The 18030-nt window shown below is 71.4% G+C and carries 19 protein-coding genes; 9 read left to right on the top strand and 10 right to left on the bottom strand.

Annotated features, from left to right (window positions below; all coding sequences use genetic code 11):
- Position 1: 1 nt before the first annotated feature.
- Genes IDM40_RS10580 through IDM40_RS10595 form a run of 4 tightly spaced genes read right to left on the bottom strand, consistent with a single transcriptional unit; the run spans position 2 to position 4915 of the window.
- A complete protein-coding gene (locus IDM40_RS10580) occupies positions 2-1060 on the bottom strand; it encodes an ABC transporter permease (protein ID WP_193121783.1) in 1059 nt (352 codons plus the stop codon).
- A complete protein-coding gene (locus IDM40_RS10585; RefSeq protein WP_193121784.1) occupies positions 1057-2160 on the bottom strand; it encodes an ABC transporter permease in 1104 nt (367 codons plus the stop codon). Before IDM40_RS10585 ends, IDM40_RS10580 begins: the two co-directional genes overlap by 4 nt.
- On the bottom strand, positions 2157-3767 hold the full coding sequence (locus tag IDM40_RS10590) for a sugar ABC transporter ATP-binding protein (protein ID WP_193121785.1): 1611 nt from the start codon (positions 3765-3767) through the stop codon (positions 2157-2159). Before IDM40_RS10590 ends, IDM40_RS10585 begins: the two co-directional genes overlap by 4 nt.
- Positions 3764-4915, bottom strand: a complete 1152-nt coding sequence (locus IDM40_RS10595) for a Gfo/Idh/MocA family protein (protein WP_193121990.1) — start codon at positions 4913-4915, stop codon at positions 3764-3766. Before IDM40_RS10595 ends, IDM40_RS10590 begins: the two co-directional genes overlap by 4 nt.
- A 115-nt stretch (positions 4916-5030) precedes the next feature.
- Between IDM40_RS10595 and IDM40_RS10600 the strand changes: the two genes are divergently transcribed.
- Positions 5031-6263 carry an ROK family transcriptional regulator gene (locus IDM40_RS10600; protein ID WP_193121786.1) on the top strand — a complete coding sequence of 411 codons (1233 nt, stop codon included), beginning with the start codon at positions 5031-5033 and terminating at the stop codon, positions 6261-6263.
- 31 nt (positions 6264-6294) lie between these two features.
- Here the strand turns inward: IDM40_RS10600 and IDM40_RS10605 are convergent, their stop codons facing one another.
- From IDM40_RS10605 to IDM40_RS10620, 4 genes are all read right to left on the bottom strand, one after another.
- Positions 6295-7221: a hypothetical protein gene (locus IDM40_RS10605; protein WP_193121787.1), complete on the bottom strand. Its 927-nt coding sequence runs from the start codon at positions 7219-7221 to the stop codon at positions 6295-6297.
- Positions 7222-7334: 113 nt separating this feature from the next.
- The gene (locus IDM40_RS10610; protein ID WP_193121788.1) at positions 7335-7763 is read right to left on the bottom strand and encodes a hypothetical protein; all 429 of its coding nucleotides are present in this window, start codon (positions 7761-7763) and stop codon (positions 7335-7337) included.
- A gap of 109 nt (positions 7764-7872) precedes the next feature.
- A complete protein-coding gene (locus IDM40_RS10615) occupies positions 7873-8718 on the bottom strand; it encodes a hypothetical protein (protein ID WP_193121789.1) in 846 nt (281 codons plus the stop codon).
- A gap of 290 nt (positions 8719-9008) precedes the next feature.
- Positions 9009-9656 carry a DUF6069 family protein gene (locus IDM40_RS10620; RefSeq protein ID WP_193121790.1) on the bottom strand — a complete coding sequence of 216 codons (648 nt, stop codon included), beginning with the start codon at positions 9654-9656 and terminating at the stop codon, positions 9009-9011.
- Between the two features lie 91 nt (positions 9657-9747).
- On the opposite strand from IDM40_RS10620, the gene alr reads away from it, so the two are divergent.
- The 6 genes from alr (at position 9748) to IDM40_RS10650 (ending at position 14938) form a co-directional block, all read left to right on the top strand.
- Entirely contained in the window at positions 9748-10875 is a 1128-nt protein-coding gene (gene alr, locus IDM40_RS10625) for an alanine racemase (RefSeq protein WP_193121791.1), read from the top strand.
- 125 nt (positions 10876-11000) lie between these two features.
- Entirely contained in the window at positions 11001-11507 is a 507-nt protein-coding gene (gene tsaE, locus IDM40_RS10630) for a tRNA (adenosine(37)-N6)-threonylcarbamoyltransferase complex ATPase subunit type 1 TsaE (protein ID WP_193121792.1), read from the top strand.
- An 11-nt stretch (positions 11508-11518) separates the two neighbouring features.
- Positions 11519-12196, top strand: a complete 678-nt coding sequence (gene tsaB / locus IDM40_RS10635; protein WP_193121793.1) for a tRNA (adenosine(37)-N6)-threonylcarbamoyltransferase complex dimerization subunit type 1 TsaB — start codon at positions 11519-11521, stop codon at positions 12194-12196.
- Positions 12193-12663, top strand: a complete 471-nt coding sequence (rimI, locus tag IDM40_RS10640) for a ribosomal protein S18-alanine N-acetyltransferase (protein ID WP_328806998.1) — start codon at positions 12193-12195, stop codon at positions 12661-12663. Before tsaB ends, rimI begins: the two co-directional genes overlap by 4 nt.
- Complete coding sequence (gene tsaD / locus IDM40_RS10645) at positions 12660-13694, top strand: tRNA (adenosine(37)-N6)-threonylcarbamoyltransferase complex transferase subunit TsaD (protein WP_193121794.1); 1035 nt, start codon at positions 12660-12662, stop codon at positions 13692-13694. The genes rimI and tsaD overlap by 4 nt, the downstream gene beginning before the upstream one ends.
- Positions 13695-13975: 281 nt before the next feature.
- Complete coding sequence (locus IDM40_RS10650; protein WP_193121795.1) at positions 13976-14938, top strand: zinc-binding dehydrogenase; 963 nt, start codon at positions 13976-13978, stop codon at positions 14936-14938.
- Between the two features lie 9 nt (positions 14939-14947).
- Here IDM40_RS10650 and IDM40_RS10655 read toward each other — a convergent pair whose 3' ends face one another.
- Together IDM40_RS10655 and IDM40_RS10660 are read right to left on the bottom strand one after the other, a co-directional pair.
- Positions 14948-16906, bottom strand: coding sequence for an aconitate hydratase (locus IDM40_RS10655; RefSeq protein ID WP_193121796.1), 1959 nt, complete (start codon positions 16904-16906; stop codon positions 14948-14950).
- A 156-nt stretch (positions 16907-17062) separates the two neighbouring features.
- On the bottom strand, positions 17063-17374 hold the full coding sequence (locus IDM40_RS10660; protein WP_193121797.1) for a hypothetical protein: 312 nt from the start codon (positions 17372-17374) through the stop codon (positions 17063-17065).
- A 128-nt stretch (positions 17375-17502) separates the two neighbouring features.
- Between IDM40_RS10660 and IDM40_RS10665 the strand changes: the two genes are divergently transcribed.
- Together IDM40_RS10665 and IDM40_RS10670 are read left to right on the top strand one after the other, a co-directional pair.
- Complete coding sequence (locus IDM40_RS10665) at positions 17503-17754, top strand: type II toxin-antitoxin system Phd/YefM family antitoxin (RefSeq protein ID WP_193121798.1); 252 nt, start codon at positions 17503-17505, stop codon at positions 17752-17754.
- Positions 17751-18011 carry a Txe/YoeB family addiction module toxin gene (locus tag IDM40_RS10670; protein WP_193121799.1) on the top strand — a complete coding sequence of 87 codons (261 nt, stop codon included), beginning with the start codon at positions 17751-17753 and terminating at the stop codon, positions 18009-18011. The genes IDM40_RS10665 and IDM40_RS10670 overlap by 4 nt, the downstream gene beginning before the upstream one ends.
- The last annotated feature ends 19 nt before the right edge of the window (positions 18012-18030 follow it).

The following is an 18030-nucleotide window of genomic DNA, read 5'->3' on the forward strand; positions in this document are numbered from 1 at the left end:
CTTACCTCCTCGAAGTGCCGAGCGGGCGCTCGGTCGGGTGCCCGGGTCGCCGTCGCAGGCGCTCCGGTAGTCGAAGGTCGCCGCGGCGCGAGGCGTAGGCGACGGCGGCGATGATGATGAGCCCCTGCACGGTCGGCTGGATCGTCGCCGGCAGGTACAGCTGCGTGAACAGGGTGAACAGGGCCTCGACCGTGAGCGCTCCCAGGACGGCTGCCACGACCGTGCCGCGGCCCCCGCCCAGGACCACCCCGCCGAGCACCACGGCGGTGATGGCGGTGAACTCCAGACCGTCGCCGACCTGTGCGGTGACCCCGGAGAACCCGCCGATGAGTACGGCGGCCACCGAGGCCATGAGCCCGGACAGGACGAACGCGGTGGTGCGCACCCGCCACACCCGCACGCCCGAGAACGCGGCCGCGACGTCGTTGTCGCCGGTCGCCATGAGGGAGCGGCCGTAGGACGAACGCATGAGCCAGACCGCCCCTGCGGTGGCCGCGGCCGCGATGATCAGCGCGTACGGCAGCTGGCCCAGGAAGGGGACGCCCTCGATGCCGCCCCGGCCCGCGAGCCGGAACGCCTCGGAGAGCTCGCCGGTGGGGGCCCCTCCGGTCCAGTACCGCACGGCGCCGAACAGGATCAGCATCGTGCCGAGCGTGGTGATGATCGACGGCACCTTCAGCACGGTCGTGACCAGCCCGTTGACCAGCCCCACCACCAGGCCGAAGACGAGCATGAGCGCCAGGACCGGCAGGGTCCGGGACGGGTCGCCGTCGATCAGGCGGGCGGCGATCACGACCTGTGCGCCCACGAGCGAGCCCACCGACAGGTCGAACTCGCCGGAGACGATCACGAAGTACTGTCCGATCGCGAGCAGCACCAGCGGCGCCGCCATGCGGGCGAACGACATCAGCGGCGGGCCCTCGAAGAACGACGGGTTCTGCGTCGCGATGACGGCGAAGACCACCGCCAGGAGCAGGGCCACCGTGGCCGTGCCGCCGGACAGCATCGACAGCGGGTTGCGGCGGGGTGTCCGTTCGGCCGCCGGTCGGGTCGTGCTCATCGTGCACCTCCCACGGCGGGTTCGGGGTCACGCGGGCTCGGACCGCCCGGTGGATCGGGGGGATCCTCCGGCGGCGGTGTCCCGCCCGACGGGAACCGCACCCGCACCGCCGCCCGCGACAGCTGGCCGCGTGCGTACAGGGCCACGGCGGCGATGACGATCGTGCCCCTCAGCACGTCCTTGACGAAGGGGTCCACGGCCAGCACGTTGAAGACCGTGTCGAGCGTGGCCAGGATCAGCACGCCCGCGATCGTCCCGGCCACGCCCCCGCGGCCGCCGAGCAGATAGGTGCCGCCCAGGACGACCGCTGCGATCGCCTCGAGCTCGTAACCGTTGCCGTACACCAGGGCGTTGCCGGTCCCGAAGCGCGCCGCCAGCAGCAGTCCGGCCACGCCGGCCAGCACCGAGCAGAGCACGTGCGCGGTCACCACCGGGGTGGCCACCCGCACGCCGGACAGCCGCGCGACCTCCGCGTCGCCGCCGACCGCGTACATGTGGTGGCCCAGGCGGGTGCGGGCCAGGGCCCAGATCGCCACGGCGGCCAGCACGAGCATGACGACCGTGGAGACCGGCAGCAGTCCGATCCGGGCGTACCCGAACACCTGGAACGCCGAGGGCACGTCGCCGGCGGGGCCCTGGAAGTTGGTGTCCAGGTAGCCCTTGATGATCAGCCCCATGCCCAGGGTCGCGATGAAGGGGTTGACCCGGAGCTTGGTGACGACCAGCCCGTTGGCCAGGCCGATGAGCGCGCACACACCCAGTGCGGCGCCCACGCCCAGCGCGATCCGTCCGGGGTCGCCCGCCATGACGGTGGCCGCCACGACCGTGGACAGCGCCGCCACGTACCCCACCGACAGGTCGAGCGAGCGGCACAGGATCACCAGCGTCATCCCGATCGCCAGGAACCCCAGGAGGCTGGAGCGGGTGAGCAGGTCGACGGTGTTGGCGGGGGTGAACAGGTTCGCGCCCTGCGCCGACACCAGCACCGCGCTCACGGCGAGGATCACCACGAGGGCCGCGTAGACCAGGGCGGTCGTGCCGATACGGGTGGGCAGGGAGCGGGGATCCAGGAGGGAGGGGGAGACGGGGGAACGGGTCACGGCGCGGCCTCCTCGGGGTGCGAACGCGGGCCGTTCTCGGGTGGGTCGCTCACGGGCGGGCCGCCGCCCAGCGTGCGCGGGTCGTGGCGTTCGGGGTCCTGTTCGGGTGCCTCGTCCGGCGGGGCACCGGTGGCCATCGCCATGACCGCCTCCTCGCTCGAGTCGGCCGGGAGCTCGCCGGCCACCCGCCCGTCGTCGAGCACGACGAGCCGGTCCGACATGCCGATCAGCTCCGGCAGCTCGGAGGAGATGAGCACGATCGCCACACCCTCGGCCGACAGCTCCCGCATGAGCCGGTACACGGCCTGCTTGGCGCCCACGTCGATGCCGCGGGTGGGCTCGTCCAGGACCATGACCCCCGGGTCCGCGGCGAGCCACTTGGCCAGCACGACCTTCTGCTGGTTGCCGCCGGACAGGAACCGCACCTCCTGGCCGTGGCCGCCGCGTGCGACCAGCTCCAGCGATTCGAGGATCCCCGGGATGCGGCGGGAGCGGCGGCGTGCGCCCAGCGGCCACACCGCGTCCAGCGCCAGGCGGCCGTTGGCCAGGATCGACTGGTTCAGCGCCAGCCCCTGTGTCTTGCGGTCCTCGCTCACCAGGACCACACCCGAGCGCACCGCCTGCCGGGGCGACCGCGGGTCCACCCGCCGGCCGTCCACGCGGACCTCGCCGCGGGTGAAGCGTTCCATACCGAACAGGGCCTGGGCGATCTCGGTACGGCCCGACCCCTGGAGCCCGGCCAGTCCCACGATCTCGCCGCCCCGCACGGTCAGGTCCACGCCGTCGACCTGCTCGTTCCCGCCGCCCCGCACGTCCAGGCGGACCTCGCCGACCCGCTCGCCGCGCGGTTCCACACGGTCGGGGAAGACCTGCGACACCGGGCGGCCCACCATCGTGCGCACCAGCTCGGCCGGGCCGATGTCCCCGGCCGCGACCGTGTCCACCCGGTGGCCGTCCTTGAGCACCGTGATGGTGGTGGCCAGGTCGAAGATCTCCTTGAGCCGGTGCGAGACGTACAGCAGCGCCACGTCGCGCTCGCGCAGCCGGGCGATGAGGCGGTAGAGCACCTCGACCTCGTGGTCGGCCAGCGAAGCGGTCGGTTCGTCCATGGAGATGATGCGCGCGTCCTGCGACAGCGCCTTGACGATCTCGACCACCTGCTGTTCGGCCACCGACAGCGACCGCACCTTGGCCCGGGGGGAGATGCCCTCCAGGCCCAGGTCGTCGAGCAGGTCGCCGGTGGCGCGTTCCATCGCACGCACGTCGACCCACCCCCGGCGCCGGATCTCCCGGCCCAGGTGGACGTTGCCGGCGACGGTGCGTTCGGGCAGGAGGTTGAACTCCTGGAAGACGGTGGCGACCCCCGCCCGCTGCGCCCGGACCGGGTGGTCGAAGGAGACCGGTGTGCCGTCGAGCTCGACGGCCCCCTCGTCGGCACGGTGGACGCCGGCCAGCACCTTCATGAGGGTCGACTTGCCCGCCCCGTTCTCACCGACGAGCGCGTGCAGTTCGCCGGGGTACAGGTCCAGGTCCACGCCGTGCAGCACACGCACGCCGAGGAACGACTTGGTGATGCCCTTCATCCGGAGCAGGGGCCGGTCGGTCACGGGTCCTCCACCCCCGGGACGTCGACCCACCCGCGTGCGCGGGCCGATTCCAGGACCGCCTCGGCCAGCACCGCGGTGCGCAGGCCGTCGGCGAAGACCGGCAGCCCGTCGGGCGAGCCCCCGGCCACGGCGGCGCCGGTGTCGGCGACCAGGGCGTTGAAGCAGTCCTGGTACCCCTGCGGGTGGCCGACCGGGACCTTGACCAGGCGTGCGGCGTCGGGGCTGAGCCCGGGGTCGTCGCGGGAGACGATCCCGGTGCGTTCGCGGCCGCCGGCCCACAGGGTCTCGGGGCGTTCCTGGTCGAAGACGAGCGACCCCTCGGTACCACTGACCTCCAGCACCAGCTGGTTCTTGCGGCCGGGCGAGACCTGGCTGATCACCGAGGTGCCGACCATGCCTCCCGCGGTCGAGAACTGGAAGGCCACGAGGTCCTCGGTGGTCACCGGCCGGGAGCCCGCGCCGCGGGTCTCGGAGATGCGGGAGGTCTGGGCGCTGACCGCGGTGATGCGGTCGCCGGTGACGAACTCGAGCATGTCGCACCAGTGGGACCCGATGTCGCCGAACGCCCGGGTGGGTCCGCCCAGCACGGGGTCGACGCGCCAGTTGTCGTCGGCGGGGTCGAGCAGCCAGTCCTGGAGGTATCCGCCGTGGGCGAGGGTGAGCCGCCCGACCGACCCCGCGGCCACCCTGGCCCGGGCCTCCCGCGCCATGGGGTGGAAGCGGTAGACGAAGGGGACCACGGCCACTCGCCCGGATTCGTGTGCGGCGGTGACCAGTTCGCGGGCGATGGAGGACTCGGTGGCCAGCGGCTTCTCGCAGACCACGTGCTTGCCCGCTTCGAGCGCGGCCAGGCTGAGCGGTGCGTGCAGGTGGTTGGGGGTGCACACGTGCACCACGTCGACGTCGTCGCGGCGGATGAGTTCGAGGGGATCGGCGTGGGTGCGGCCGATGCCGTGGGCGGCGCCGAAGCTCGCGGCCTTGTCGGCCGAGGAGCCGGCGACCCCGACCACCTCGCCGCCGGTGGCCCGGACGGCGTGGGTGTGGGTCCGGCCCATGAAGCCCGTGCCGACCACGGCCGCCCGGTAGGTCTCCGGTACGGCCGCCACGGCGGAATCGGTGGCTTCGCCCAGGCTTGTGACCTTTCTCACTGACATGTCCGGCAGATTACGCCGGACTTATGTCGAGCGTCAAGCATAAGTTGTCGGTTCCAGGCAAAATAGATCCATGGCGGCCGATCAATAGATCCTGTGCTTCACTGGTCGCATGACGGAAGACACGCTGACTGGAACGGGGGACAGGGCCGTGACGGAGCTGCGAGCCGCCGTGCCCGCGACGACGGCGCCAGGGGCCGGAACCCTGCTGCGCCTGCTGCGCGACGGGCGCCCCCGCACCCGCTCCGAACTGGCCTCGGTGACCGGGCTCGCGCGCTCCACCGTCACCCAACGTGTCGACGCGCTTCTGGCCAGCGGCCTCATCGGGCCCTCCGGCGAGGCCGTCTCCACCGGCGGTCGCCCGCCCACGACCTTCTGCTTCCGGCCCGGCGCCCGCGTCGTCCTGGCCGCCGACCTCGGCGCCACCCACACCCGGATGGCCCTGACCGACATGTCCGGGGCGGTGCTGGCCGAGGACGGCATCGACCTCGAGATCGCCGCCGGGCCCGAGACCGTCCTGGACTGGGTCGTCGAGCACGGCCGCACCCTCATCGACCGCGCCGGACGTTCCGAGGACGAGCTCCTCGGCATCGGCCTGGGCCTGCCCGGGCCGGTCCAGCACGCCACCGGCCGCGCCGTGAACCCGCCGATCATGCCCGGGTGGGACCACTTCGACGTGCCCGGTTACGTCAAGTCACGCCTGGACGTCCCGGTCCTGGTCGACAACGACGTCAACATCATGGCCGTCGGCGAACACCACGCGTCCTGGCCGGCCGCCAGCCACCTCATGTTCGTCAAGGTCGCCACCGGCATCGGCTGCGGCATCGTCAGCGAGGGACGCGTCTACCGCGGGGCCCAGGGCGCGGCCGGCGACATGGGCCACGTGTTCGTGCCCAGCGGCTCCGACAAACCCTGCCGCTGCGGCAACACCGGCTGCCTGGAGGCCGTCGCCTCCGGCGCCGCCCTCGCCGAGGCGCTCACCGAGCAGGGTGTGCCCGCCTCCGGCGCACGCGAGGTCGTCGACCTGGCCCGCAGCGGTTCCGTCCCGGCACTGCGCGCCCTGCGCCAGGCCGGCCGCGACGTCGGCGAGGTCCTCGCCGCGGCCGTCAACATGTTCAACCCGTCGGTGATCGTCATCGGCGGCGCCATGGCCCTGGCCGGCGACCACCTGCTCGCGGGGGTCCGCGAGATCATCTACCAGCGCTCGCTGCCCCTGGCCACCGAGCACCTGAGCATCGTCTCCTCCACCGCGGGGGAGGGCGCGGGCGTCGTGGGCGCCGCCGTCATGGTCATCGAGCACTGCCTCAGCCCCGGCTACGCCGACGCCCTCGTCACCCGCGCCTGAGCCGGGGGCACCCCTCCGGTGCGCCGTGGGATCAAGCGCCCTCGAACGGCGCCCGCCACCACCAGTGGCCGTCAGGGACGCCCGGGGGGACCGCGCCGGGCAGGGCGAAGCCGTTCGAACCGGCGTGGGGAAGCTGTTCGGCGAGCTCATCGTCCAGCTCGCCGATGCTCTCGGGCGTGACCAGTGAGAAGGTGACGGCCCCGAGGAAGCGCTCGAACAGGTTCTCGAGTTCGGACCGGTACAGGCAGGCCGCGTACCAGGACGCACCGCCGGCCTGTTCGGCGAGGAGACCGGCCCGGGAGAAATGCGCGAGGAGCTCCTCCCTGCGGTACACCGCGTTCTCCGCGATCTGGACGCGGGGTTCCTTCTCACCCACCGGTTCGTCCGAGGCGAGCCGCACGCCCCAGAGCATGAGCATGCCGCGGTCGAACGGCACCGCGCGGTCGGTCAGGTCAGCATGTGCCTGCCGGAACCGCTCCTCCGCGGTCCCGGTGAACGAGTGGACCGGGACCGACGGCACCGCGGGCCATCCATGGCCGGTCAGGTGGGACTGCCCTTCGGAATCCACGGCCACCCTGGTGCGGAGCGTGACACCCGCCAACGGCGGATCGGCGGCGACACGGTCGAAGACCAGCTCCGGGCCGTCCGTACCTGCTCCGTCGATGTGCCACGAGCCCTCACGCACCGTGCGTGAGGCGGAGGCATGGTAGGCGTGCTCGGGTGTGCCCTCGGTGCGCTCGGCGGCGGGGAGTTCGTCCAGGTGCCGCTTGACGTGCGTCGCCGCATCGATCGGAGAGGCGAACCCCAGATGGTCGGCGGATCCGCGCAGAGTCGCGACGGCGTCCTGGGGCGTGCTCCCGGGGCCCACGTCCACGCCGTCGCGCCCGAGCGCGTCGATCCGGGCCACGTCCTCCTGCAGGCGCCGTTCGATCTCCGAGTGGATGGAATCTGAGGGCATCGGTCGATCGTCCAATCGTCGTGCTGGTGGGTGTCCAGCATGGTGTGTCTCGTGTATCCCGCCCGCATTGTGGCGCCGTCACGCCGACAGGTCTCGGCCGGGGAGGGAGCGTCTCAGTCGTGTGTCCAGAGTTCCGGGAAGTAGTCGTTGAGCCTTTCCTCCCGTTCGCGCCAGGGCATGTCGTGGCGGCTCGGGACGTACCACCACCAGTGGCTGTCCGGGACCCAGTCGGGGACCTCTCCCTCTTGCGGGGGCGGGATGTCGTTGTGGAAGCTCCGGAGCTGCTCGTCGAGGTCCTCGAGCGCCTCCGCATCGGCAGGGTGCACCAGGTCCTCGAAGGCGACGATCTCGGTGAGGACCTCGATGCGGCTGCGCATCTCGCAGGCGAGGAGGAAACCGTCGGCCTGGCTCTGCAGCATGCGGATCTCGTACTCGGTCAGGTAGCCGCCGAAGCCGCCCCTGTTGCTGAAGCGCCGGAGCAACGGCGCCGCCTTCTCCCTGAACCCCGGGGGCCACCACTGTTGGCCGGAATCGGTGTTCAACCACCACCCGAACATGCTCTCCAGGGCCTTTTCGAGGCGTTCGGTCGCGGCACGGCCGTCCCGCTCGTCGTCGTTGAGCTCCAGCAGGCGCAGAACCTTGCGGCCTTCCTCAGCCCTTGCCTCGGCTGCGCTGATTTTGATTCACCCTTCCGTATGTGCTCATGACTGCGCCGGTGTGACCGCGGATCCAGACCGGGGCCTGGATCCGGCTCTCGGCAGGTTGCTCACCACCTGGGCTCGCGGTGCTCGCAGTCCCTGTCTTCGACTTGGCCTGGCCCTGCTGGAGTGCCCGCTCGAAAGAGAGTTTCATTCCTCCGTCATCGAGTCTCTCGGTCGAGGTTACTTCACCCTCCTTGATCGTCTTTCTGGCGCTGCTCAAATAGTCGTCAACGGCCTCGCCCTGGCGCTCTTCAGGGGGTAGATCCCGTTGGTGCTTTCGGGAATGGTAAGCCGTTGAGAGTTCGTGCCCCATGCCGATTTGGTCAGCCTGATCGCGGACAGAGGAGACGATCTCGTCCGTGGGGCGGTCCAGAGATACCTCAACCTCCTGTGCGCCGTCCGCACGCACGCGTTGCAGGTCATGCTCCAGTGTCTCTCCGACCTTCTCCTGGTCCTGGCCGAGCTTGGAGAGTGCCAGCTTCTCTTGTTCTGGCTTGTAAAGCTGTTTCTCCTCCAGCGAGAGATTTCGCTTCTCTTCATCGTACAGAGACTTGAAGTACTCGTATCGGTAAGCGCACAACCGAGGGTTCGAGTCATCGCCGGCTTCGGCGAACTTGAAGCAAGCGTGCATCGATGATCGAGAGGCGTCGATCATGTCGCGGCCGCTCTGCTTTTTGGCGTCGGTCGCGCCCATGGACGGGAATTGGTTGTCGACGACGGTCTTGGAGAAACGGGTCCATTCGCCATCCGAACGGTCTCGGTCCCCCCGAAGAGCGTCGATGTCTTCCTGGTCCACACCTGCCCAGCGCAGAAGCTCCTCGCTTCTTTCGGCCAGCTTCCTCCGAGCGTCGAGAGCTTCGGGGGGCAGGCCGGGCTGCGGACCGGGGGGTTCCGGGGATGTGTCCATGAGGGTCCAGTCACAGTCAGGTTCGGGGCCGGCGACAGAGAGCGGCGACCACGCCCTGTCGTGTCCCGTGTGACGCACGCGGCGCCGCGCGGGTTCTGAACCGGCCCCGCACACGACGGTGGGGGCGGAGCCGGCCGGCTCCACCCCCACCTCTCACGTGTCGGGTACGTCCCCCTGCCTCACTCGGGCCGGGGGCCGTCCTTGGCGCGTTCCTCCTCGGCGTCCTGGCGCCGGGCACGCAGCTCCGCGGCACGGTACTCCTCCTGGCTCACGTCGGGGAGGATGCCCTCCTGCTGCAGCGCGGGCCCCTGTTCGGCCTGGTTCGGGAACCCCTCGGGGTCGGCCGGGGCGTTGGGCGCAGTGGTCGGCGACTTCTCCTCGGCGGCTGCCGGGGAGTGCACGACCGCGGTCCGGCCCACACTGCGCAGCAGCGTCACGATCGCGATACCGGCGACCAGGTTGATCACGGCGGTCGCAAGCTGGCTCGGGACCTCTGCGACCTGGCTGAACGGCGTGACGGCGGCGATGGCCACGGCCAGGCCCATGATCCAACCGAAGAAGGTCAGCGCACGCGGCGCCGACAGCAGCAACATGTGCAGCAGGGCGGTCGCGACGAGCGCGATCACACCTGCCAGGAGAGCGTAGGCGGCGGTGCTCGTGTCACCGAGATACCCGGCCTCCTCGGGAGCGAGGACGGGGATGTCGAAGACGCCGCGGAAGACGAGCGTTCCCGCGAGGATCACCAGCGCCGCGACGACCGCGGTGGCGAGCCCTCCGGACCAGAGCCGAGAGACGTTGACGGCCCGTTCACTTCCGATTTCGCTCATACCGATTTCCCTCTTCAGGGTGTGGAATTCGGTCGAAAGGCACATACCCGCAGGTCTTCAGAGGTAATCCAGGCGTGGAAGACTGGAGGGCATGGCACACTTCGCGCGCGCCCGCGTCGATCTCGGGGCGCTCTCCGGCAATGCCCGGCTCCTCAAGGAGCGTGCGGGAGGCACCCCGCTCATGGGGGTCGTCAAGGCCGACGGTTATGGGCACGGCATGGTGCAGGCCGCCCACGCCATGCTCGCCGGCGGCGCGACCTGGCTGGGCACGGCCCACATCGGGGAGGGCCTCGAGCTGCGCCGGGCCGGCATCAGCGCGCCCGTGCTGTCCTGGATCATCCCGCCGGGCGAACCGGTCGGCGAGGGCATCGCGGCCGGCCTCGACCTCGGCGTGAGTGACATGGCCGTCCTGGAGACGGTCGTGTCCGAGGCCCGCCGCCTCGACCGCACCGCCCGAGTCCAGCTCAAGGCCGACACCGGGCTCAACCGCGGCGGGGTCTCCCCGGGCGACTGGGAACGTGTCGTGGCGGCCGCCGCCCGCGCCGAGACCGACGGGCTCATCAAGGTCAGCGGCGTCTGGTCGCACTTCGCCTGCGCCGACGAACCCGGCCACCCCTCGATCGCCGCGCAGCTGGACGCCTTCCACGAGGCCCTGGCCACCGCCGACAAGGCCGGGCTGGAGCCCGAGGTGCGCCACATCTCCAACTCCGCGGCGCTGCTCACCCTGCCCGAGGCCCGTTTCGACCTCGTGCGCGCCGGGATCGCTGGTTACGGTCTGTGCCCGATCCCGGATCTCGACGTGCCCGGATTGCGGCCCGCGATGACCCTGGAGTCCCGCGTCGCCCTCACCAAGCGTGTCCCGGCCGGCAGCGGCGTCTCCTACGGCCACCGCTACGTCACCGACCGCGAGACCTCCCTCGCCCTGGTGCCCCTCGGATACGCGGACGGGGTGCCCCGCGCCGCCACCAACCGGGGCCCCGTCCTGCTCGGTGACCGGGCCCGCACCATCGCGGGAACAGTCTGCATGGACCAGTTCGTTGTCGATGTCGGGGACGACGACGTGTCGGCGGGGGAGTACGCGGTCCTCTTCGGCGACCCCTCCCGGCAACCCGGCGCCCCCACCGCGCAGGACTGGGCCACCGTGCTCGACACGATCCCCTACGAGATCGTCACCAGGGTCGGCGTCCGCGTCCCGCGCGAGTACACGGCGCTCCCCTGAGCCCGGACCCGGCGAACCGTCCGCACAGGTGCCGGACCCGCCATAACCTGGATCGGGGGCGCGAACCGCGGCCGCACCGGCCCGAACCCGCCTCCCGAACACATCCGACACGAGCAGCGAGCCCCATGACAGAAGCGACATCCACCGCACACGGGGCCCACGCGCGCACGGTCGGCGCCGCCACCGACGACGCCATGCGCGCTCTGGGCCGCGACCTGGCCGCCCTGACACACCCGGGCGACCTGCTCATCCTCTCCGGCCCCCTCGGCGCCGGGAAGACCACCCTCACCCAGGGCCTCGGCGAAGGCCTGGGCGTGCGCGGGTCGGTCACCTCACCCACGTTCGTCATCTCCCGTATCCACCCGTCCCTCGTCGGCGGTCCCGCACTCGTGCACGTGGACGCCTACCGCCTCTCCGGCGCCGACGAGATCGACGACATCGACCTCGACATGACCCTCCCCGACTCCGTCACGGTCGTGGAGTGGGGCGAGGACGTCGCCGAGGGCCTGGCCGAGGAACGGCTCGAGATCGACATCGAACGCCACCCCGACGACACCCGCACCGTCCACCTGCGCCCCGTCGGCGCCCGCTGGACCGGTGCCGAGCTGCCCGGCGAACCCGGGAACGGATAGGCAGGTCACCCGTGCTGCTCCTGGCCTTCGACACCGCCACGCCGGCGGTCACCGCGGCGATCGGTGAGAGCGCCCCCGACGGCTCCTTCACGATGCGCGCCTCGGCCTCCTCGGTCGACGCGCGCCGCCACGGCGAGCTCCTCGCGCCCACCGTCCGCGACATCACCGCCGAGGCGGGCCTGACCCTGGCCGACCTCGACGCGATCGCGGTCGGTATCGGCCCCGGCCCCTACACCGGCCTGCGGGTCGGGCTCGCCACCGCGCACGCCCTCGCCGACGGGCTCGGCATCCCCTGCCACGGGGTCGCCACCCTCGACGCCCTGGCCCTGGCCACCGGGCGCACCGAGCCGTTCGTGGCGATGACCGACGCGCGCCGCAAGGAGGTGTTCTGGGCCCGCTACGACGACCACCGCACCCGCGTGGGCGAGGTCGCCGTCGCCAAGCCCGCCGAGCTCGACACCGGCGGGCTCCCGCTGGTCGGGGACGGCGCGCGCATGTACGCCGACGTGTTCGGTGACACGGCCGCCCACCCCGAGCCGCTGCTGCCCGACGCCGCCGCCATGGCCGAGCTCGCCCTGGACCGCCTGCACCGCGGCGAGTCGCTGCCCGAACCCCGGCCGCTGTACCTGCGCCGCCCCGACGCCGCCGCCCCCGCGGGACCGAAGAAGGTGCGCCAGTGGGTGAAGTGAGCCCGGTGCACCTGCGCCCCATGACCCTCGCCGACGTCGGCCCCGTCATGGCGCTGGAGACCGCCCTGTTCCCCGAGGACGCCTGGAGCCAGAACGTCCTCCTCGGCGAACTCGCCGAACCCGGCCGCCACTACGTCGTCGCCGAGTCCGACGGCGGGATCGTCGGTTACGCGGGCCTGCGCGCGGTCGCGCCCGACGGCGACGTGCAGACCATGGCCGTCGACCGGAACCTGTGGGGCAGCGGCGTGGGCCGAGCCCTGCTCACCGAGCTCCTCGACGAGGCCGGGCGGCGCGGCATCACCCACATGTTCCTGGAGGTGCGCGACGACAACCCGCGCGCCCAGAAGCTCTACACCGACTTCGGGTTCGCCCGGATCGGGGTACGGCGCGGCTACTACAACGGCGCCGACGCGATCGTCATGCGCCGCGTCGACGAGGCCGGTTCCGGCCAGGAGGAGGACCGATGAGCGACCACCCGCTGATCCTCGGGATCGAGACCTCGTGCGACGAGACCGGTGTCGGTCTGGTGCGCGGACACGAACTGTTGGGTGACCAGGTCGCCTCCAGCGTCGAGCAGCACGTGCGCTTCGGCGGGGTCGTGCCCGAGGTCGCCAGCCGCGCCCACCTGGAGGCGATGGTGCCCACCGTGCAGCGGGCCCTCGACTCCGCGGGTGTGAAGGCCGCCGACGTGGACGCCGTCGCCGTCACCGCGGGCCCGGGGCTGGCCGGCGCCCTGCTCGTGGGGGTCTCCGCCGCCAAGGCCTACGCCATGGCGCTCGGCAAGCCGCTCTACGGCGTCAACCACCTCGTCGGCCACGTCGCCGTCGACCAGCTCGAGCACGGGCCGCTGCCCAAGCCGGCGATCGCGCTCCTGGTCTCGGGCGGGCACACGTCGCTGCTGCAGGTCAACGACGTGGCCACCGACGTGGTCTCGCTCGGCGACACCGTCGACGACGCCGCGGGCGAGGCCTACGACAAGGTCGCCCGCCTGCTGGAGCTGCCCTACCCGGGCGGCCCGCACATCGACAAGGCCGCGCAGCGCGGCGGCAGCTCGGCGCTGCGGTTCCCACGCGGCAAGTGGGGCGACGGCACCTACGACTTCTCCTTCTCCGGGCTCAAGACCGCCGTGGCCCGCCACGTCGAGGACGCCGACCGGTCCGGGAGCCCGCTCGTGGTCGCCGACATCGCCGCGGCCTTCCAGGACTCGGTCGTGGACGTGCTCACCCGCAAGGCCGTCGACGCCTGCGTGGAGAACGGCGTCAGCACCCTCGTCATCAGCGGCGGTGTCGCGGCCAACTCCGCGCTGCGCGCTCTGGCGGAGCAGCGGTGCGCCGAGGCCGGCGTCGAACTGCGCATCCCGCGCCCGCGCCTGTGCACCGACAACGGTGCGATGATCGCCGCCCTGGGTGCGGAAGTCGTGGCCGCCGGGCTGCCGCCGTCGTCGCTGGACCTGGCCACCGACACCTCGCTGCCGGTCTCCATGCCCCTTGCGGTCTGATCGGCCCGGTCTCTGACACCATCGGGGCAGCCCTGACCAGCACGGGCCGCCCCGCACTGCAGCAACCGGAGAAGAGAGCACACCCCAGACGTGAGCACCGTACTGCTGATCATCATCACCCTCTGTGTCTTCATCGCCGTCATGAGCGGCGTGCAGGCCAAGAGGAAGAAGTGACCGGAGCACCCGTCGGAACGCGTGCCGTGTTCCGGCGGGTGTCCGTGTGTTCACGCCGGATCCCCCCGGGCCTGGAGCGCTTCGCGGGCGTGTGATGGGGTGCCGGTATGTTCGCGATCACAGCAGCACGCTTCGACACCGAGGACCCGGTCTCCGCGCTCGAGGCCGGGCAGCGCCCCGACCCGGAACCGCGCGAGGGCTGGACGACCGTCCGCGTGAAGGCCGCCTCCCTCAACCACCACGACCTGTGGAGCCTGCGCGGGGTGGGCATCAAGGAGGACCAGCTCCCCATGGTCCTGGGCTGCGACGCCGCCGGGGTGGACGAGGACGGCAACGAGGTCGTCGTGCACGGCCTCGTCGGCGACCCCACGGCCGGCGGTGTCGAGGCCGGCGTGAAGCCCTCCCTGCTCTCCGAGGTCTACGACGGCACGTTCGCCGAGAAGGTGCTCGTGCCCCGCCAGAACCTCGTGCCCAAACCCCCGGAGCTCTCCTTCGAGGAGGCTTCCTGCCTGCCCACGGCCTGGCTGACCGCCTACAGCATGCTTTTCGGCAAGGCCGACCTGAACCCCGGTTCCCCGATCCTGGTGCAAGGTGCAGGCGGCGGGGTCTCGGCCGCGCTCATCACCCTGGCCTCGCACGTCGGGCACCGCGTGTACGTGACCAGCCGCAGCGAGGAGAAGCGGGAACGGGCCAAGGGCCTGGGCGCGCACGCCGTGCTGGCCTCCGGGGAGCGCCTGCCCGAGCGGGTCGACGCGGTCTTCGACTCCGTCGGCCAGGCCACCTGGAAGCACTCGCTGCGCGCCGTCAAGCCCGGTGGCGCCATCATCACCTGCGGCGCGACCAGCGGTGACGCCCCCTCCGCGGAGCTGACGCGGGTCTTCTTCCTGCAGCTGCGGGTGATCGGGTCGACCATGGGCACCAAGCCGGAGCTGGAAGCCCTCACGCAGATGCTCGCCTCCACCGGCCTGCGCCCCGGCATCGACCGGGTCCTGCCGCTGGAGCGGGCGGAGGAAGGGTTCCGGGCCATGGCCGAGGGCGAGCTCTTCGGCAAGGTCGTCTTCACCGCCTGACCCGCGGGATCAGCTCAGCTCTCTCCTCATCAGGGGGATCTCGCCGCCGGCGAGCACCGCGTCCACCTGGTGGGGGGAGAGGTTGTGGCGCAGCTCGTAGCGTTCGCCCGAGTCGCGTCCCACCGCCGTCAGCGGCCCGCCCGAGGCCAGGGCGTCGCGCAGGCCGTCCAGGACCAGCACGTCGCCGGCGGAGATCCGGTCGTGGTCGGCCGGGTCGGCGAACTCCAGCGCCAGCACCCCGAAGTTGGCCAGGTTCTGCCAGTGGATGCGCGCGTACGACTTCGCGATGACAGCGTGCAGACCCAGGTAGCGGGGTGTGATGGCGGCGTGCTCGCGCGAGGACCCCTGGCCGTAGTTCTCCCCGCCCACGATGATGTGGCCGGTCGTGTCCGCGATCTCCGCCGCCCGCTGCGGGTAGTCCGGGTCGATCTGCGTGAACGTGAACCGCGCCAGCTCGGGGATGTTGGACCGGAACGGCAGCGCCCGCGCCCCGGCCGGGGAGATCTCGTCGGTCGAGACATTGTCCCCGGTCTTGAGCAGCACGGGCGCCTCGATGCGGTCCGGGAGCTCGGGCAGGTCGGGCAGGGCGGAGATGTTGGGCCCCTTCACCAGCTCCTGCTCGCGGGCCTCCTCCGGCGGGAGCGGCGGCACGAACATCGCCGGGTTCACCGTCGCCGGGTCCGGCTGCTCGGGGCGCGGGTACTCCATCCCGAGTTCGGCCGCCAGGTCGCGCGGGTCGGTGATGGCACCGGTCAGCGCCGAGGCGGCCGCGGTCTCGGGTGAGCACAGCCAGACGGAGTCCTCCTTGGTCCCCGAACGCCCCGGGAAGTTGCGGGGGAACGTGCGCAGCGAGTTCCGGCCCACCGCAGGGGCCTGGCCGATCCCGATGCAGCCCAAGCAGCCGGCCTGGTGGATGCGCGCGCCCGCGTTGATGAGGTCGAGCACCGCGCCGGCCTTGGTCAGGTCGGACAGCGTCTGCCGCGACGACGGGTTGACGTCGAAGCTCACGGAACTGTCGGTCTGCCGCCCGCGCAGCATCTCCGCTGCGACGGCGAAGTCGCGGTGGCCCGGGTTGGCCGACGACCCGATGACGACCTGGCTGACCTCCCGGCCCGCCACCTCGCGCACCGGAACCACGTTGCCGGGTGAGGACGGCGCCGCGATCAGCGGTTCGATCCCCGACAGGTCGATGTGCTCGTGGTCGTCGTACTCGGCGCCCTCGTCGGCGGCCAGCTCACGGAAGTCGTCCTCCCGCCCCTGCGAGCGCAGGAACGCCCGCACCGCACCGTCGGAGGGGAACACCGTCGTCGTGGCGCCGAGCTCCGCGCCCATGTTCGCGATGACGTGGCGGTCCATCGCGGTGAGCGTCTCCACCCCGGGCCCGTGGTACTCGATGATCCGGTTCACGCCGCCGGAGACCCCGTGCCGGCGCAGCATCTCCAGGATCACGTCCTTGGCCGAGCTCCAGTCGGGGAGTTCGCCGTCGAGGTACACACCCCAGATGCGGGGCATGCGCAGGCGCAGCGGGCGGCCGGCGATCGCCATCGCCACCTCCAGTCCCCCGACCCCGATCGCGAGCATGCCGAGGGAACCGGCTGCACAGGTGTGGGAGTCGGAGCCGACCATCGTGGCGCCCGGGATCCCGAACCGCTGCATGTGGGTCGGGTGGGACACCCCGTTGCCGGCCTTGGAGTACCAGAGCCCGTAGCGTCGGCAGCCCGAGTGGAGGAACGTGTGGTCCTCGGCGTTCTTCTCGTCCGCCTGGAGCAGGTTGTGGTCCACGTACTGGACACTGCGCTGTGTGGCCGCCCGGTCCAGGCCGAGCGCCTCGAGCTCCTGCATGACCAGGGTGCCGGTCGCGTCCTGGGTGAGCGTCTGGTCGACGGCGATCCCGATCTCCTCGCCGGGTACTGCCTCGCCCCAGGCCAGGTGGTCGCCGATGAGCTTGTGCGCGACGGTGCGTGCCATGTGCGCGCCTCCCTACCGCCGAGGTGGTGTGAGGGGCTGGTCCGGGTCCTTACCCGCTCACCCCGCCGGGGATGCCTCGTCCCCCGGGTGGCCCCACACACGCGGGGCCCGGCCGCGCGGTGCGGCCGGGCCCGTGAGGAACGGGTGCGTTGGGGCTCAGGTGAAGAGGTCCTCAGGGCCCCCGACGGTGACGGCCCGCTCGACCCAGGTTTCCAGGGTCGGAACGTCCCGGCAGTTCTCGATGCGCTCGCGCGCGGAGTCCGGGACGGTGAGGCCGCGTGCGTTCAGGACCGACAGGATGCTTTGCACGAGAGCCTCCTCGCGGCCTTCCTCGCGGCCTTCCTCGCGGCCCTCTTCGCGGCCTCGGGCTGCGATTGTACGGGCGAATTCGCTCTGCCACTCGGGGGTGTCCACGGACATCAAGCCCTCCAGCTGTTCCAGGGCGGCCTCGCCGAGGCCGGCCAACACGTAGTCATAGTAGAACGCACGGCGGTCCTGGTTTTCCGACGTGAACGTCCACCCGAAACCCCTGAGCGCGGACGTACAAGATCACGTACAATCGGGAAGAGGCTCTCGATCGTCCTCGGAGGTGCGCCATGAAGACCATGAGCTACTCGGAATCCCGTGCGAACTACGCCGACACCCTCGACGCTGTCGTCAACGACCGCGAAGAGGTCGTCATCACCAGATCCGGCCGGGAACCGGTCGTCATGCTTGCACTCTCCGAGTACGAGGCGCTCAAGGAGACCGCCTACCTTCTGCGCAGCCCGGAGAACGCTCGCCGCCTGGTCACGTCCATCGAGGAACTCGAGGGTGACCAAGGGATCGAACGCGGGTTGGCCGAATGAGGCTCGTCTGGTCCCAATCCGCCTGGGAGGACTATCTCTGGTGGCAGGGTCAGGACCGGAAGATTCTGAAACGGATCAATGCACTGATCCAGGACATCGATCGCAACGGAAACCAGGGGATGGGTAAACCCGAGCCCCTGCGGCACGGCTTCCAGGGTTACTGGTCGCGGCGGATCACCACCGAGCACCGGTTGGTGTACAAGGTCAGCGGTGAGGAGATCCGCATCGCGGCCTGCCGTTATCACTACGGCAAATAGAACGGGGCCCGGCCGCGCG

The sequence above is a fragment of the Nocardiopsis coralli genome (assembly GCF_014892575.1).
GTDB classification, from domain to species: Bacteria; Actinomycetota; Actinomycetes; order Streptosporangiales; family Streptosporangiaceae; genus Nocardiopsis; species Nocardiopsis coralli.

What these genes read in the sequence shown, in the direction of transcription:
- IDM40_RS10650 (WP_193121795.1), top strand. Translation starts at nt 13,976, where the DNA reads ATGTTCGCGATCACAGCAGCACGCTTCGACACCGAGGACCCGGTCTCC.
- IDM40_RS10580 (WP_193121783.1), bottom strand. Translation starts at nt 1,060, where the DNA reads ATGAGCACGACCCGACCGGCGGCCGAACGGACACCCCGCCGCAACCCG.
- IDM40_RS10655 (WP_193121796.1), bottom strand. Translation starts at nt 16,906, where the DNA reads ATGGCACGCACCGTCGCGCACAAGCTCATCGGCGACCACCTGGCCTGG.
- tsaE (WP_193121792.1), top strand. Translation starts at nt 11,001, where the DNA reads ATGACAGAAGCGACATCCACCGCACACGGGGCCCACGCGCGCACGGTC.
- tsaD (WP_193121794.1), top strand. Translation starts at nt 12,660, where the DNA reads ATGAGCGACCACCCGCTGATCCTCGGGATCGAGACCTCGTGCGACGAG.
- IDM40_RS10605 (WP_193121787.1), bottom strand. Translation starts at nt 7,221, where the DNA reads ATGCCCTCAGATTCCATCCACTCGGAGATCGAACGGCGCCTGCAGGAG.
- alr (WP_193121791.1), top strand. Translation starts at nt 9,748, where the DNA reads ATGGCACACTTCGCGCGCGCCCGCGTCGATCTCGGGGCGCTCTCCGGC.
- IDM40_RS10600 (WP_193121786.1), top strand. Translation starts at nt 5,031, where the DNA reads ATGACGGAAGACACGCTGACTGGAACGGGGGACAGGGCCGTGACGGAG.
- IDM40_RS10665 (WP_193121798.1), top strand. Translation starts at nt 17,503, where the DNA reads ATGAAGACCATGAGCTACTCGGAATCCCGTGCGAACTACGCCGACACC.
- IDM40_RS10620 (WP_193121790.1), bottom strand. Translation starts at nt 9,656, where the DNA reads ATGAGCGAAATCGGAAGTGAACGGGCCGTCAACGTCTCTCGGCTCTGG.
- IDM40_RS10670 (WP_193121799.1), top strand. Translation starts at nt 17,751, where the DNA reads ATGAGGCTCGTCTGGTCCCAATCCGCCTGGGAGGACTATCTCTGGTGG.